Annotated in this window: 16 protein-coding genes and 3 tRNA genes; 12 read left to right on the top strand and 7 right to left on the bottom strand. The window is 40.7% G+C overall.

The features are described 5' to 3' along the window. Nucleotides 1-18: 18 nt before the first annotated feature. Nucleotides 19-1,020 carry an HlyD family secretion protein gene (locus I7H67_RS12710; protein WP_004795040.1) on the top strand — a complete coding sequence of 334 codons (1,002 nt, stop codon included), beginning with the start codon at nucleotides 19-21 and terminating at the stop codon, nucleotides 1,018-1,020. 55 nt (nucleotides 1,021-1,075) lie between these two features. On the opposite strand, the gene ruvX is transcribed toward I7H67_RS12710, so the two are convergent. The 3 genes from ruvX to recN all read right to left on the bottom strand — a co-directional run bounded on the left by ruvX (nucleotide 1,076) and on the right by recN (nucleotide 3,863). Continuing rightward, nucleotides 1,076-1,516 (bottom strand): Holliday junction resolvase RuvX, encoded by a 441-nt coding sequence (gene ruvX / locus I7H67_RS12705; protein ID WP_151988911.1) that lies wholly within the window; start codon nucleotides 1,514-1,516, stop codon nucleotides 1,076-1,078. Next, complete coding sequence (locus I7H67_RS12700) at nucleotides 1,516-2,070, bottom strand: YqgE/AlgH family protein (RefSeq protein WP_003654562.1); 555 nt, start codon at nucleotides 2,068-2,070, stop codon at nucleotides 1,516-1,518. Before I7H67_RS12700 ends, ruvX begins: the two co-directional genes overlap by 1 nt. A gap of 125 nt (nucleotides 2,071-2,195) precedes the next feature. After that, complete coding sequence (gene recN / locus I7H67_RS12695) at nucleotides 2,196-3,863, bottom strand: DNA repair protein RecN (RefSeq protein ID WP_005301808.1); 1,668 nt, start codon at nucleotides 3,861-3,863, stop codon at nucleotides 2,196-2,198. A 114-nt stretch (nucleotides 3,864-3,977) separates the two neighbouring features. On the opposite strand from recN, the gene I7H67_RS12690 reads away from it, so the two are divergent. From I7H67_RS12690 to I7H67_RS12675, 4 genes are all read left to right on the top strand, one after another. Next, complete coding sequence (locus tag I7H67_RS12690) at nucleotides 3,978-5,288, top strand: tetratricopeptide repeat protein (protein ID WP_192835756.1); 1,311 nt, start codon at nucleotides 3,978-3,980, stop codon at nucleotides 5,286-5,288. Between the two features lie 76 nt (nucleotides 5,289-5,364). Next, nucleotides 5,365-5,691: a pyrimidine/purine nucleoside phosphorylase gene (locus I7H67_RS12685; protein WP_004795031.1), complete on the top strand. Its 327-nt coding sequence runs from the start codon at nucleotides 5,365-5,367 to the stop codon at nucleotides 5,689-5,691. Nucleotides 5,692-5,793: 102 nt separating this feature from the next. Next, nucleotides 5,794-6,543 (top strand): 23S rRNA (guanosine(2251)-2'-O)-methyltransferase RlmB, encoded by a 750-nt coding sequence (gene rlmB, locus I7H67_RS12680; RefSeq protein WP_004795029.1) that lies wholly within the window; start codon nucleotides 5,794-5,796, stop codon nucleotides 6,541-6,543. 35 nt (nucleotides 6,544-6,578) lie between these two features. After that, complete coding sequence (locus I7H67_RS12675; protein WP_192834289.1) at nucleotides 6,579-7,493, top strand: DMT family transporter; 915 nt, start codon at nucleotides 6,579-6,581, stop codon at nucleotides 7,491-7,493. Here I7H67_RS12675 and coaE read toward each other — a convergent pair. Genes coaE through pilB form a run of 4 tightly spaced genes read right to left on the bottom strand, consistent with a single transcriptional unit; the run spans nucleotide 7,490 to nucleotide 11,914 of the window. After that, complete coding sequence (coaE, locus tag I7H67_RS12670; protein ID WP_198308002.1) at nucleotides 7,490-8,086, bottom strand: dephospho-CoA kinase; 597 nt, start codon at nucleotides 8,084-8,086, stop codon at nucleotides 7,490-7,492. The genes I7H67_RS12675 and coaE overlap by 4 nt on opposite strands. Before the next feature lies 1 nt (nucleotide 8,087). Beyond that, nucleotides 8,088-8,948 carry a prepilin peptidase gene (locus tag I7H67_RS19775; protein ID WP_198308001.1) on the bottom strand — a complete coding sequence of 287 codons (861 nt, stop codon included), beginning with the start codon at nucleotides 8,946-8,948 and terminating at the stop codon, nucleotides 8,088-8,090. Further along, the gene (locus I7H67_RS12660) at nucleotides 8,948-10,174 is read right to left on the bottom strand and encodes a type II secretion system F family protein (RefSeq protein ID WP_198308000.1); all 1,227 of its coding nucleotides are present in this window, start codon (nucleotides 10,172-10,174) and stop codon (nucleotides 8,948-8,950) included. Before I7H67_RS12660 ends, I7H67_RS19775 begins: the two co-directional genes overlap by 1 nt. Before the next feature lie 27 nt (nucleotides 10,175-10,201). After that, nucleotides 10,202-11,914, bottom strand: a complete 1,713-nt coding sequence (gene pilB / locus I7H67_RS12655) for a type IV-A pilus assembly ATPase PilB (RefSeq protein ID WP_151766787.1) — start codon at nucleotides 11,912-11,914, stop codon at nucleotides 10,202-10,204. A 291-nt stretch (nucleotides 11,915-12,205) separates the two neighbouring features. On the opposite strand from pilB, the gene tpiA reads away from it, so the two are divergent. From tpiA to nusA, 7 genes are all read left to right on the top strand, one after another. Continuing rightward, nucleotides 12,206-13,000 (top strand): triose-phosphate isomerase, encoded by a 795-nt coding sequence (gene tpiA / locus I7H67_RS12650; RefSeq protein ID WP_198307999.1) that lies wholly within the window; start codon nucleotides 12,206-12,208, stop codon nucleotides 12,998-13,000. A 12-nt stretch (nucleotides 13,001-13,012) separates the two neighbouring features. Then, the gene (gene secG, locus I7H67_RS12645) at nucleotides 13,013-13,342 is read left to right on the top strand and encodes a preprotein translocase subunit SecG (RefSeq protein WP_004795012.1); all 330 of its coding nucleotides are present in this window, start codon (nucleotides 13,013-13,015) and stop codon (nucleotides 13,340-13,342) included. Between the two features lie 56 nt (nucleotides 13,343-13,398). Continuing rightward, a tRNA-Leu gene (locus tag I7H67_RS12640) sits at nucleotides 13,399-13,483 on the top strand. A gap of 38 nt (nucleotides 13,484-13,521) precedes the next feature. After that, a tRNA-Met gene (locus tag I7H67_RS12635) sits at nucleotides 13,522-13,598 on the top strand. An 88-nt stretch (nucleotides 13,599-13,686) separates the two neighbouring features. Continuing rightward, nucleotides 13,687-13,763, top strand: a tRNA-Met gene (locus I7H67_RS12630). 215 nt (nucleotides 13,764-13,978) lie between these two features. Further along, nucleotides 13,979-14,506, top strand: a complete 528-nt coding sequence (gene rimP, locus I7H67_RS12625) for a ribosome maturation factor RimP (RefSeq protein WP_004795010.1) — start codon at nucleotides 13,979-13,981, stop codon at nucleotides 14,504-14,506. Nucleotides 14,507-14,542: 36 nt separating this feature from the next. Continuing rightward, nucleotides 14,543-16,027, top strand: coding sequence for a transcription termination factor NusA (nusA, locus tag I7H67_RS12620; protein ID WP_003654584.1), 1,485 nt, complete (start codon nucleotides 14,543-14,545; stop codon nucleotides 16,025-16,027).

The raw sequence follows: 16,027 nt of genomic DNA, 5'->3' as shown, positions 1-16,027 counted from the left end.
TTGAGTTAGGTGAGTGAAATGAATCAGGTGGATTTGAAAAAGGTCATCCGTCCAGTAATTTTGATTGTCGCATTAATGGTGGCGGTCTATACCATTGTGCATTTGTGGAACTACTATAATGCAGCGCCGTGGACACGCGATGGTCGAGTGCGTGGTGATGTTATTCAAGTATCTTCGGATGTCGCTGGCCTTGTCACAGAAGTATTGGTTCAAGATAACCAGACTGTAAAAAAAGGTCAGGTTCTCTTTAAAATTGATGTTTCTCGTCGAGCTTTAGATGTAGAGCAGGCCAAATCGGATTTAGCAAAAGCAAATGCAGCCTTTGCTCAAGCGCAGGCGGGTTTGGCACAAGCAAAAGCGAACTTGATTAAATCAGCTAGTAATATCAAATTGGCCGAGAAAAATGCCGGTCGTTACTCGAACCTAATGGATGGCGCTATCTCTAAGCAAGAACAAGACCAAGTGTTTGCCACACGTGATCAATCCCTTGCAGAGCATGAGCAACTCCAAGCAGCAATTCAGCAGGCAGAAGCAACTGTTAAGCAACAACAGGCCCTCATTGAGGTTGCAACGAGCAATTTGCATTTAGCCGAACTTAATATGCATCGTGCTGCGGTAATTGCTCCAGCTGATGGTACGTTATCTAACTTTGATATGCGCCCAGGTAACTATGTTCAAGTGGGACAGGCTGTTGCAGCATTACTTGATCGTAAACAGCTCTATGTGGTGGGTTACTTTGAAGAGACGAAGTTAAATCGTATTCATGTAGGCGATCAGGCTACTGTGCAATTAATGGGTGATAACCAGAAAATTAAAGGTCATGTACAAGGTATTGCATCGGGTATTGAAGATCGTGAGCGCTCAAGCAGTTCTAAGCTTCTTGCTAATGTAAATCCAACTTTTAGTTGGGTTCGTTTAGCACAGCGCGTACCTGTGAAGATTGTATTAGATGAAACACCGAAGAATGAACTTGCTTTTGTTTCTGGACGAACTGCGACTGTGCATATCGTTGAAAAATAAAATCGAAGTGATTTAATTAAAAAAAGCATGTAGTTTTAATTACATGCTTTTTGTTTTATGGCGTTAATCCAACTGGATTTCGATACCAACTCTGAATGAGTAGTGCAGCAGCAAAACTATCAGCCGAGAGTTTTTTTGCTCGACCTTGTTCTTGGTAAAAACCTAGCTCTTCTCTCGCTTCACGTGTAGTTAAGCGCTCATCTACCATCAACGTTTCTATGTTGGTTTGATGACGTAAACGTCTCGCAAATTTGCGGGCACGTATAGAGAGTTCTGACTCACTATCATCCATATTTAATGGCAGGCCAACCAAAAATAAATTGGGTTGCCATTCTTTCACAATTTTTAAGAGTTGATCCCAATTTGGAATACCATCTTTCATAACAAATAGAGGGAGAGGGTTGGCACTTTCAATTGAAGACTGGCCAATCGCCATTCCCATTTTTTGAGTACCAAAGTCAAAAGCCATAATCGATTTTGATTGTGTTTCGGTCATTAAGCGTGTCCGATTTCAGATGCTAGCCACGCACGATCTACACCAATTTTTTTATAAGCTGCATCCCAACGGTCGTCATAAGGCAGGTTAAAAATCAGATCCATATCGGCATCACAAATGAGCCAGTCACCACGCGTAATTTCGTCTTCTAACTGATTTTTGCTCCAGCTCGCATAGCCTAAAGCGATCTGATATCGACCTACGCCTTCATTATGGGCAATCGCGTCTAGAATATCTTTACTGGTGGTAATACAAACATTTTCACCTACAGCAATAGATGAATGCCATGTTGGTTGTCCAGTATGAAGAACAAATCCAGCTTCAGGACGTAATGGCCCACCTTGTAAAACCGCATGTGGATTTACATTGTCTGCTTCAATGTCGAGATCATTGAGTAATTCTTTAATTTGAATACCAGAAGGACGATTAATAATAATGCCTTGAGCACCTTCTTCATCATGACGGGCAAGATAAATTACAGTGTTTGCGAAAAAGTCATCTGCCATTTCTGGCGGGGCAATCAGACAACGGTGAGTCAGATATTGTTTGGTCACCTAAGCGGTTCTCCCTCAAAAAATGTCACTAGAGGGCCTCTCGACCCTTTTATCTATATAGGTTCTTTTTATCAACATACAAGAGTTAATCGGATTTCGCCAATCTTTTTCTCTCATTTTCTTTATTAATTTGAAGAAGCCTGAAATTTAAGTTGGCGTAATTGTTTTGCGTGTTGCAAGGTTGTTTCATTAATTTCAACCCCACCTGACATGCGAGCTAACTCAAAAATGATTTGATTTTCATCAAGTTCTACAATTGTACTGCTGGCTGGGTCAGTTTGTTGTTTTTTCACTAATAAATGCTGATCAGATTGTGCAGCAACTTGTGCTTGGTGAGTAATACATAAGAGCTGGACATGTTGTGCCAAGTCAGCAAGTAAACGTCCTACAACTTCTGCGGTGCCACCACTAATTCCGACATCGATCTCATCAAACACCAAAACTTCAGATTCAGTTTTTTCTGCATTCATGACTTGCATGACGAGGGCAATACGAGAAAGTTCACCACCTGAGGCCACTCGTGCCAATGGTTGTGGAGGAATACCTTTATTGGCAGTAAATAAAAGTTGAATAAAGCTTAAACCCTCTGCACCTGGTTGCTCTAATGGTTCGAACTTAAACTCGAAGTGTGCCTCTGGTAGTGCTAAAGGTTTCACTTGTTCAGTTAATTGTTTCGCAAGCGGAGCGGCAGCTTCACGACGAATATTGTCTAAATGCTGAGCTTTTTCTAAAAACTCCTCATGCGATTTTTCAACTTGTTCTGCCAATGTTTCTGGGTCTTCAAGTTGATGCAATTGCTCAAGCTCACTTTGCCAAGTTTCGTATTCTTCTTTAAGTGTTTCCGGTTGAGTGCGGTATTTACGTGCCAGACGATGGAAAACTTCCAATTTGGAGTTTAGTTCTTCCATTCGCTCGGGATCAAAACTTTGGCGATCAATAAATTGACGCAAGTTTGCCGTTGCATCGTCTATTTCACTTTGAGCATTCAGTAAAGAATTATAGATCTCAGAAAGTTGTTCGCTGCGCCCCGCATGGGACTCTAATCTGCGAATAATCGAAGATATTTCTTGAGTAATGTTCTGCTCAGCTTCATCTAAGACATTTAAGCTAAAGCTACAGTCTTGCATGATATGTTCATGATGACTAAGTCGATCAAACTCTTGCTCAATTTCTTTATAGTCGGTTTGAATGACCTCTTCGAGTTCTTCAATTTGATGCTCTAAAGTACCAATCCGTTGTAGACGGGTTGCTTGTGCATCTAGGGCTGCTTGGTGCAAACGAATGGTACGTTGCCATGAGCTATAGGCTTCACGGACATCATTCGCTTCAGCATAAAAATTGTTATAACGGTCTAGCCAATGCTTTGGATAAGGCGGTTCAAGCAGCTGCTGCTGGCTGTGCTGACTATAGAGTTGAACCAGCAAACGCCCTAACTCTTTAAGTTCAGATAGACTACTCGGGCGTCCATTAACCCATGCTTTACTACGGCCAGTTGCAAAAATAACACGACGTAAATGAATTTCCCCAGAATCATCATCTAGCTCGTGGTCTTGGAGCCATTTTGCTTCAGGACTATTATTCTGATAGGTGAAAACCGCGGTAATATCCGCTTTGTCCGAACCATAACGGACATAATTTGTATCTGTACGTTCCCCTAGGCAGGCAGAGAGTGCATCCAGTAATAATGATTTTCCGGCACCTGTTTCGCCTGTTAGAACATTAAATCCCTGTTCTATATCAATAGCTAAATGATCAGCTAATGCAAAATTAATTAAAGTTAAATGTGTGAGCATAAACGCATCCAACGCGCCAAATTATGGGTTAAAGATAGAGAAGTTTTGAATTTGCTACAAGTGATCTATTATTCTAACTGAAATTATAGAACAGCAAGATTGCGGATATTTACAATGAAAAAAACATTCAGCTTACCGAAACCACCCATAGGGATGGTCAATCGTCATAAAAAAAACAATCCTGCAGAAATGAATAAAATTTTAAATCAACATTTTAATGCATTTAAACAAGCAGCTGCACAAGGTGATTATGCCAAAGCTTATCAACATGTTAAACAAGCTGTTAGCTTAGTTCCTAAGCATCCGGGAGCTTTATCTGACTTGGCTTATACCGAATTGCGCTTAGGCCGTTATAACGAGGCCTATCAACATTATTTACAAGCGATTCAGGTGAGTGGAACTAATGTAAATACAAACTTATATGATGGACTCACAGAGGTTTGTCATCATTTAAATAAAAAAGAAGAAACAATCAAATTTGGACGCTTAGCAATTACAACAAAAAAAGAGCTAGCCAAGAGCGAACCTATTTTATCGATTCCAGATCATGCACCACCAGCATTTAGTACAAACCCTGCAGAAAATATTATTGCCTTCTCATTATTTGGGGCAAATCCTCGCTATTGTGAAACCTCTATTTTAAATACTCAGCTAGCCAAACAGATTTATCCAGAATGGACGTGTCGATTTTATGTTGATGATACGGTGCCAGTACTTGTGCAACAGCGGTTAAAAGAAAAGGGCGCGCAAGTCATCCAAGTTACAGATACTCAAAAACAACTATCTGGACTGTTTTGGCGCTTTTTTGTGATGGATGATCCTACAATTAAGCGCTTTCTAATACGTGATGCTGACTCAATTGTGTCGTACCGCGAAAAGGCTGCTGTAGATGTATGGCTCAAGAGTGATAAATGGTTTCATTTAATGCGCGATAATTATTCTCATACTGAGTTGATTTTGGCTGGAATGTGGGGTGGATGTATAGGGATTTTTCATAATATTGAAGCACATATCAGGGATTATGTTGCCACCGGACGTTATCTGGATAATCGGGTGATGGATCAGCATTATTTACGCTACTGTATTTGGCCGACTTTAAAACAAAGTGTGCTTATACACGATAGTCAGCAATTCGATTCAGATGCTATCGATTTTCCAGCTTATGATCTGGCGTTAATGCAAAACGACAGTGAAAATTTTCATGTAGGAATGAATGACGGTTCACCGGTAATTGCTACAGCAGTTGTCCATCCAACGGCGCAAAAAGTGTGTTGGATACTCCTAGATGAAAATCAGGTCGAAGTTTGCAGATACGATGCAATTGTGTCGAATAGTCGAAATATTGAGATTAACTTACCTTATGCTTTTGCCAAAAAAATTCAGGCACAGCAGTGGAAATTACAAGTCTATCCGTATGAAAACTGATTGATTAGTTATTTAGGCACAATTAAACTACATTCATCATAATTTATATAAATACGGCATTATCTGGAGAATCTGCATGAGTTCAACCCAATTTGATCATGTAACGGTCATCAAAAAATCAAACGTTTATTTTGGTGGAGCATGTATCAGCCATACCGTGCAATTTGAAGATGGAACTAAAAAAACATTAGGTGTTATTTTGCCGACTGAGCAAGCTTTAACTTTTGAAACACATGTTCCTGAGCGTATGGAAATTATTTCAGGCGAATGTCGCGTAACAATTGCAGACAGCACTGAAAGTGAATTGTTCCGTGCAGGCCAATCATTTTATGTACCGGGCAACAGTCTTTTTAAAATCGAAACTGACGAAGTACTCGATTATGTATGCCATTTAGAAGGCTAAGAAATTCCTGTTCAAATCGGGTACACTATGCCCAAAGAAATCCTGTGAAGTTGGCTTTGCAGGATTTTTATTTTTTTGCTCAAACGTTGTTAGAGGTCATGCATGGCAAAACAGGAATATTATTATGGCGTTCATTCAGTGGAGTCATTGTTAGAACTTGAGCCGGAGCGTGTGCTAACCCTGTTTACTTTAAAAGGACGGGATGATCAGCGTTTGCAAAAGATTTTGCAATTGGCAGAGCCTTTTGGAATCAGTGTACAAAAAGCAAGCCGCGATAGCCTTGAGAAACTTGCAGGTTTACCATTTCATCAAGGTGTAGTTGCCGCAGTACGTCCACATCCTGTCTTGAATGAGCAAGATCTTGATCAAATTTTAAGAGAAACTCCAGATGCCTTGTTGTTGGCATTGGATCAGGTGACAGATCCACATAACTTAGGGGCTTGTATCCGTACCGCCGCTGCGATGGGTGTGCAAGCCGTGATTGTGCCTCGTGATCGTTCGGCTAGTTTGACACCAACTGCTCGTAAGGTGGCAGCAGGTGGAGCCGAGAAAGTTAAATTTATTCAAGTTACAAATTTAGCTCGTACATTAGCTCATCTTAAAGAAACAACTCATGTACGCGTAATTGGCACTATGCTTGATGAAAGTGCATTACCACTTCAAAAATGTGATTTCTCTGGCGCCGTTGTGATTGTAATGGGAGCTGAAGACACTGGTTTGCGTCCTATTACTCAGGCGCAGTGTGATCATAAAGTTTATATTCCGATGTCAGGAAATCTACAAAGTCTAAATGTCAGCGTAGCGACAGGTATGGCACTTTATGAGGCTTGCCGTCAGCGTTCTGAGGTATAATCTCGCTGCCTTTTTAGTTTTTAAGTCATCTTGATATGTCTCCCCGTAAGCAAGGTTATTTCTTTGTATTGGTGACCATGTGTATTTGGGGCGGGTTTACGCTTTTTGCCCGTTTAAATGCACAGTGGCATATCAGTGCTTGGGACATAGCCGCATTGCGTTTCGCTATAGCCTTTCTAATTTTAATGCCCATTTTAATCTATAAAAAAGATCTCGCTTTTTTATGGAGTAAGCATGCTGTTATTTTGGCCTTGATTGGCGGGGTCATTTATTGTCTCACCGTCTATACCGCTTTTCTCTATGCTCCCGCTGCGCATGCTGCAATTTTCTTAAATGGTTGTATCCCAATTTGTACTGCGTTTGCAGCATACATTTTATTTAGGCAACCGTTTGATAAGCATACATGGGTGAGTCTGGTAATTATGATTACTGCCTTGACGCTCATGAGCGTGTTGATGTTGCAAGGTAATGCTTCTGCTTTTGGCGTGGGTGATTTACTTCTTTTTATTAGTGCGATTTGGTGGGGTATTTTCACTGTATTACTTAAACAGTGGAAACTTTCTGCATGGCACTCTATGGCAAGTGTTGCGATTTGGTCTGCAATTATTTACTTGCCCATCTATGCTTTATTTTTACCAAAGCATTTTATGGAAGTTAGTCCTGTCCATTTAGCGATACAGGGCATTTTCCATGGTGTATTTGTGGTTATTATTGCAACTCTGACTTATGTGGCAGCGATTCAGCGACTTGGCGCTTTTAAAACAGGAAGTATTGTAACTTTGGCGCCGTTTATTGCTGCCATTTTAGCGGTACCTTTACTCGGTGAAGCATTAAGTCCATCTATTGTTGTGGGCTTGGTCGGAATGGGAATCGGTGCCTTACAACCTTGGCGATGGTTCCGACCAGATAGCTTGGCACAACAAATTAAGCAGCAAAATAAATCAAATTAGTTTGTACGCTTTAAATAACTTTGATGTAACGGCTCTAATTGCTGATGTAAATGTTCGAGTAATCCATCATTAAACACAATATCATTGGCAAGTTCGCGTTTACGTTCGCGTGGCATTTGCGCTGCAATAATTTTCTGAATTTGTTCTTGGTTTTGCCCATCACGTTGGCTTGCACGCTGAATTTGAGTTTGTTCACTCGCATCAACTAATAAGGTGTGGTTCACCAATTCATGCTGGTTGGTTTCAAAAAGTAGGGGTGAAACTAGAATCACATAAGGACTTTTTGGGTTTTGCAACTGCTGAATAATAGATTGGCGAATAGCTGGATGCGTAATTTGTTCAAGTGTTTGTCTTGCTTCAGGGGTTTGAAAAATATATTCGCGTAGGGCACGACGATCGAGATTACCATCGGATTGAAGCACCCAGTCTCCAAAAGTTTGTTGGATTTTTTGAAGCGCAGGTTGACCTTTTTCAACCACTTCGCGAGCAACGATGTCGGCATCGACGACTTGTATTCCTTGGGATTCAAACCATTGTGTTGCAGCAGATTTTCCGCTACCAATACCACCTGTGACTCCCAGAATAAAAGCCATCTTAACCTCCCAAATAGATTTTCATAATCTGGTCACCCCATAGAAAGGCAACCCAACCTGCAATGGCAATGTAGGGCCCAAATGCAAAGGGCTGATTGTCATTGCGTAATTTTAATAAAATGATGCCAATAATTGCACCTAGTAAAGATGACAATAGCACAATTAATGGCAGCATCAATGGTCCCATCCACGCGCCTAATGCGGCAAGCAACTTAAAGTCACCGTAGCCCATGCCTTCTTTGCCTGTAATGACTTTAAATAAGTAATACACAATCCAAAGACATAAAAAACCAATCAGGTAACCCCAAATGGCTGAGTTAGGTGAGGTGTAAATATTAAAGGTATTAATGCCTAAACCAAGCGCAGCTAAAGGTAGGGTAAAGCGATCAGGCAATAATTGTGTATCGAAATCAATAAAGGTAAGTGCTATCAATACCCATGTGAGGACGAGTCCAAAAAGCATTTGTATGGTTGGACCAAACACCATAACCACCACCAATGAACATAGCATGGTAAGTAGTTCGATGGCTGGGTAGCGAATGCTAATAGGATGCTGGCAATAACCACATTTACCTTTTAAAACTAACCAACTGATGACTGGGATATTTTGATACCAACGGATGGGTTGATGGCACTCTGGACATGATGAAGCAGGCTTGCTTAATGTCAGTTTTTCATGATCAATGATTGGTTGTTCAGGATTGAGTAGCATTTGACATTCTTGCTGCCAATCTTGTTCCATCATTTTTGGGGTGCGATAAATCACCACATTCAGAAAGCTACCAATACATAGGCTCAATAATGCAACTGCAATATAAAGTGCAGTTAAGTTTTGAATAAAATAAGCAATAATTTCTTGCATTATACAACTGAGCCCATTTGGAAAATTGGAAGATACATAGCAATCACCAGACCGCCTACGAGTACCCCTAAAATTGCCATAATTAAAGGTTCCATCATTGAAGTTAAGCCATCAACGGCATTATCAACTTCATTTTCATAGTACGTTGCAACTTTATCGAGCATACTGTCTAGTGCACCAGATTCTTCACCAATTGCGACCATTTGTATAGCCATAGATGGAAAACGATTTGAAACGCGCATCGCAAATTGGAGTTGTTGTCCTGTTGCAACATCTTCACGAATTTTCATGACGGCTTGTTCGTAAAGGACATTGTTAGTTGCACCAGCCGTTGATTCAAGCGCATCGATGAGAGGAACACCAGCTGCAAAAGTTGTTGCTAAAGTACGGCTGTAACGGGCAATAATCGCCTTATAAACCAGATCACCAAAGATAGGTAGTTTCAGGGCAAGTTTGTCTAAACCATCACGGAATTTTTTACTGCGCTTTTTAGCTTCCAGAAATGCGGCAATGATTGCACCGATCACAATAATCAGAATGAACCAGTATTCCTGCATCCATTTCGACATATTTACGACCATTTGTGTAAAAGCAGGTAGATCTGCGCCAAAGGAAGAAAACAGATCTTGGAAGACGGGAACTACTTTAACCATCAAAATAATGGTAACAACCACCGCAACCACAATAACCGTTGCTGGATATTTCATAGCTTTCTTAATTTTCTGCTTAAGCAATTCACTCTTTTCTTTGTAAATTGCTACGCGGTCCAGCATGGTTTCAAGCGCACCAGACTGTTCACCAGACTCTACAAGAGAGCAAAACAGTTTATCGAAGTGCTGAGGATACTTTCTTAAAGCTGAGGCAAAAGTACTACCACCTTCAACTTCACCTTTAATACCGAGTACCACCTCACGCATAGCTGGGTTTTCTAGACCTTCTGCTACAATTTCAAAGCCTTGTACCAGTGGGACACCAGCTTTCATCATGGTGGCAAGTTGTCGCGTGAAAATCGTGATATCGAGCGTTGATACTTTTTTCTTAAATAAACCTTCAAGAATATTTTTACGCTTTTCTCGAATATTACGAACAGTTACACCTTGTTTGCGTAGGGTGACTTTAGCTAAAGCCATATTTTTAGCCGGAAGTTCCCCCTTAATTTTTACGCCTTTACGGTCAACCCCATCATAAGCAAAAGTCGGCATCAATTGTGCCTTTTTGACAGTCATGACATTATCCTTATTTTAAATTGTCTTTTATTCACTGGTTACGCGATTGACTTCTTGTAAAGAAGTAACACCTTGCATAACTTTCTTTAAACCTGAGCGACGTAGATTATTAAACCCCAGTTTTTCAGAAGCGGCAGCGATTTCTAAAGCATTGCCATCTTCCATAATAATCTTGGAAATCTCAGGTGTGACTTTCATTACCTCATAAATACCAACTCGACCTTTGTAACCCTCACGACATTCTGGACAACCGACTGGTTGAAAAACTTGAAAATCGGGATGTGTCAGATCTTGTTCGGTAAAACCCATTTCTAATAGACTTTGTTTAGGAATGTCAGTAGGTACTTTACATTGAGAACATAGTCGACGTGCCAAACGCTGAGCAATGACCAGATTGACCGATGTCGCAATATTGAAAGATGGAACTCCCATATTGCGTAGACGAGTCAGTGTTTCAGGAGCACTGTTGGTATGTAGCGTGGACATCACCATATGACCTGTCTGAGCCGCTTTAATCGCGATTTCAGCTGTTTCTAAATCACGAATCTCACCGACCATAATAATGTCAGGGTCCTGACGTAAAAATGACTTAAGTGCAGCTGAAAAAGTCAGACCTACCTTAGGGTTCACGTTAACCTGATTAATGCCTTCAAGGTTAATTTCGACTGGATCTTCGGCAGTAGAAATATTAGAACTTTCAGTATTTAATATATTGAGGCCTGTATATAAAGATACAGTCTTACCAGAACCTGTCGGACCTGTGATTAAAAGCATACCTTGTGGCTTATCTAATGCTTCCATAAAGAGCGCTTTTTGCTCTTCTTCATATCCTAGAGCATCAATTCCCAGCATAGCACTCGATGGATCGAGAATACGCAGAACTAGCTTTTCACCAAATAAGGTCGGAAGAGAGTTCACACGAAAATCAATTGCTTTAGATTTTGATAGCTTGAGCTTGATACGACCATCTTGAGGGACACGCTTTTCAGAAATGTCCATTTGAGACATCACTTTTAAGCGTGAAGCTAAACGATTAGCAAGTTGCAAAGGCGGATTTGCAATTTGACGCAAAACGCCATCGACCCGATAACGGACCCGATACGATTTTTCATAAGGTTCGAAATGTAAATCAGAAGCCCCCATACGAATCGCATCAATTAATAACTTGTTAATATATTTAACAATAGGTGCTTCATCGCCTTGTGGAGTATCCTCATCCTCTTCTGGAGCAGCTGAGGTATCAAGATCTACATCTAGATCAAATTCTTCATCACTAAACTCGAAGTTACTTTCTTCAGTAAATTGCTGTACCAGAATTTTTTCGAGTTTATGGTGCTCGACAATAACAGGCTCAACCATAAGCTTGCTGTTAAAGCGAATAGCATCAATAGCATCAATATTGCTGGGATTACTGGTTGCAACATATAAAATCTGTCCTCTTTGTACGAGAGGCAAGATCCGATGTTTTAAAATCAGTTTCTGATCGACCAAATCTTTAGGAATCTGGCTGGTATCGTAAACGTCCAGATCAAAATATGGTTCAGCAAATTCAATAGAAATTGTCTCAGCTAATAAAGAAGGGGAGAGATTAACCTCTTCAATCAGGTACGCAACAGTATCCTGTTTAGCTCTTTTTGCTGCATCTAATGCTGCTTGCATGGTCGCTGCCGACACATGTTTTTCTTCGACTAATCGTCGAAAAAACCCCGAAAATTTTGGAGATGTATGTATGACTGACATCTGCCTACCTGTGCTCATATGTTTATAATTGGTATATAAAAAATTATACTTTTGTTATCTAAAATTACTACCTGAGAAAATGATGCTCTCGTCTTGATCCGTATATTAAAGCTTGAACCAGTCGAAGTTTTTATTCATTAATTTTTAAAATGCGGAGCTTTAGTCTTAATAAAGTTTTATTACTGTTTTCAAATAGTAGAAAAGATATGAGCAAAGCCGTTAAAGAAAAGTATCTGAAATTTGTAGAAATGCGTGTAGAATGTGCTGCATTTTTGATGAAAGGTGAGCCGTATGTCGGGTTCGACGATTACGCCTTGGGTAGTTGGCAACTGGAAAATGAACCCAATGCGTGCCAATGCCAAACAACTTATAGAAGAATTTAAACAACTATTGCAACAAAACGAAATTGCAGATGAAAGCTGCCATGTCGGAGTTGCTCCGGTTTCTATTGCACTTGCAATGGTACAAACACAATTGCAAGATGCTGCAAAAACAGTATATACAGTTGCACAAGATGTATCGCGTGTAGCAGGTACAGGCGCCTATACTGGTGAAGTCAGTGCAGAATTATTAAAAGATAGCCAAATTAATTTTGTATTGGTGGGTCACTCTGAACGCCGTGATTTGTTAGGTGATAACGTTGAAATTTTGAAGGCAAAACTCCAAAATTCTTTAAATGCAGGCTTAACTGTCATTTATTGTGTGGGTGAAAGTCTCGAACAACGTGAACAAGATTTGGCAGAGCAGGTTGTATTGCAACAAATTTGTGATATAGCTCCTGTAGTGACTGCAGAGCAATGGCAAAAGCAAATTGTAATTGCTTATGAGCCAATCTGGGCAATTGGTACAGGTAAAACTGCTTCACCACAAGATGCACAGGCAATGCATGCTAAAATCCGTGAAGGTTTAAGTCAGATTACTTCTGCGGGTTCAGACATTGCGATTTTATATGGCGGTAGTGTAAAAGCTGAGAATGCAGTCGAGTTGGCAGCATGTCCAGATATTAATGGCGCGTTGGTTGGAGGTGCTTCGTTAAATGCAGCATCTTTTTATCAAATCGTACATGCCTTTGCACAAAGTAAATAACGAGGATAGGGTATGCACTCTTTTGTACTGATCGTACATATTATTTTAGCGGTACTGATGATTGGCTTGATTCTAGTCCAACACGGTAAAGGTGCGGATGCTGGTGCTTCTTTCGGTGGTGGTGGAGCAGCAACCGTATTTGGCGCATCGGGTTCAGCTAATTTCCTTACTCGCCTTACTGCTATTTTAACGGCACTGTTTTTTGTGACGAGTTTAACCTTGGCTGTTTTTGCAAAAAAACAGACGACTGAGGCATATAGTTTGAAATCTGTACAAACAACAGCACCAATTCAAACAACATCGCCTGAAACTTCACCAAATGCACCAAAAACGGGTCAATAATTCGAAATAGGGCTTTCCTTTTATAATTGGAAGGACTAGAATGCGTCCCACAAGCTGCGGTGGTGGTGGAATTGGTAGACACGCTACCTTGAGGTGGTAGTGCCTTCGGGCGTGGGGGTTCAAGTCCCCCCTTCCGCACCAACTTTGAACCAGAAAGTTGAGTGCAAGCAGTTTTTTGATGCGGGATGGAGCAGTCTGGTAGCTCGTCGGGCTCATAACCCGAAGGTCGTTGGTTCAAATCCAGCTCCCGCTACCAAATTGATTAAGGTGCAACTTAATCAGACAGTATCTAGAAAGTTTACATTGACTTTATTTGATATTTGTATATAATTTTTGCACGTTGATGCGGGATGGAGCAGTCTGGTAGCTCGTCGGGCTCATAACCCGAAGGTCGTTGGTTCAAATCCAGCTCCCGCTACCAAGTTTCTTAAAAGAGGCTCACAGACAAGTGGGCCTTTTTGCACAGTGGACTATTGTTTTCTGTGCTACATAGGGGCGATTAACGCCCTTTTTTATTGGTTATCGTATCGCTATCGTGTAGTTTCGACATCAATTGGTCAAATAGTCATGCTTCACTATAGTAGGTCTGTGTCGGTTAAAACAACCGATTGAATCGCACGAGAATGACGAGAGTAAATGAAATTATCAAATAAATCCCAAGCATTGCATGACTTAATTGTTCCTGCAGTACAAGCATGTGGTGTCGACCTTTGGGGAATCGAGTTTCTCCCACAAGGTAAACGTTCATTATTGCGTATTTATATCGACAAAGCGGTAAGTGAAGAAGATGCTGAGCCAGTACTTAATGAAGATGGTGAAGTAGAACTAGGCCGTGGTATTGGTGTACAAGATTGTGTGCGTGTAACACAACAAGTTGGCGCAATGCTGGATGTTCATGATCCAATTTCAGGTGAGTATTCATTAGAAGTTTCTTCACCAGGTTGGGATCGTCCATTTTTTCAACTAGAACAGTTACAAGGTTACATCGGACAACAAATTGCTTTGCGTTTGATTGCAGCAGTAGAAAACCGTCGTAAATTTCAAGCAAAGCTTATTGCAGTAGACCTTGAAAATGAAGAAATTCAGGTTGAAGTTGATGGGAAGCACGTGCTTGAGATCGACAGCAACAATATCGATAAAGCAAACTTGATCTATCAAGATTAAATTTATTAAATTTTATAAGAAATCGGTAGGTGACTTATGGGCCGCGAAATTCTTACCGTTGTTGAAACGGTTAGTAATGAAAAAGGTGTTAGTCGTGAAGCGATCTTCGAGGCTTTAGAACAAGCTCTAGTTGCTGCAACGAAGAAAAGATTTTACGAAGGTACGCATGCTGAAGAAGCTCAGCTTCGTGTAGAAATTGATCGTAAAACTGGTGATTACAGCACATTCCGTCAATGGACTGTTGTGGCAGATGAAGATCATGAAATGCCAGCTTGCCAAGATGCGATTTCTGACCTTGACCCATCTAAATGGTCAATTGGTGATGTTCGTGAACTCGAAGTAGAATCTATTGAGTTTGGTCGTATCGCTGCACAAATTGCAAAACAAGTTATCGTACAAAAAATTCGTGAAGCTGAGCGTGCTTTAGTTGCTGATGCATACGAGTCTAAAGTTGGTGAGTTAATTTACGGTGAAGTGAAAAAACAAACCAAAGACGGCTTTATTATCGATTTAGGCGACAATGCTGAAGCTTATCTTGCGCGCGAAGAAATGATTCCTAAAGAAATTCTTCGTCCGAAACAACGTATGAACGCTATTTTATACAATGTGAACCGTGAAGGTCGTGGCGCTCAGTTATTGTTATCACGCGCTAAGCCTGAAATGTTAATTGCTTTAATGAAAAAAGAAATTCCTGAGATTTCTGAAGAAATTATTGAAATTAAAGCAGCGGCACGTCAACCAGGCGTTCGTGCTAAAATCGCAGTGAAAACAAATGACCATCGTATTGACCCTGTAGGTGCTTGTATTGGTATGCGTGGTACGCGTATTCAAGCAGTACAACAAGAGTTAAACGGTGAACGTATTGATGTAGTGGTCTGGTCTGATGATCCAGCTCAGTACATTGCAAGTGCATTAGAACCAGCTGATGTTTCAGGCATCGTGCTTGATGAAGATGCAAGAAGTGCCGATATTATTTTTGCAACCAGCGATCAATTGGCTCGCGCGATTGGCTCACAAGGCCAAAATGTTCGCTTGGCTTCTGATTTAACTGGCTACAAACTCGACATGATGCTTGAAGAAGAGTATCGTGCTCGTCAGCAAAATGAAGCTCAGCAATATCTTGATATGTTTGTATCACGTCTCGATATTGAAGAAGATTTAGCAATGGCATTGGTGGAAATGGGCTTTACCTCTTTAGAAGAGATTGCTTATGTTCCAGCTGAAACTTTTGACGAAATTGAGCTTGATGCTGAATTGGTTGAGTTATTGCAAAGTCGTGCAAAAGAAGCAGCACTTACTGATGCTTTGAAACAGCAAGAAAATATTCAAGAACCGAGCGCAGACCTTCTCACTATGGAAGGCATGACTTCTGAGATCGCTTACTCGCTTGCCGCTCGCGGTATTATTACTGTCGATGATTTGGCAGATCAAGCTACTGACGATATCTCTGATATTGAAGGACTTGATCATGAAAAAGCAGGTCAATTGATCATGAAAGCTCGCGAATCATGGTTTAACTAG

This window comes from Acinetobacter sp. ACIN00229, from assembly GCF_016106645.1.
Taxonomy (GTDB): domain Bacteria; phylum Pseudomonadota; class Gammaproteobacteria; order Pseudomonadales; family Moraxellaceae; genus Acinetobacter; species Acinetobacter oleivorans.
Note: the sequence above shows the minus strand (reverse complement) of the source record. Positions and strands in the feature narration are given on the sequence as shown.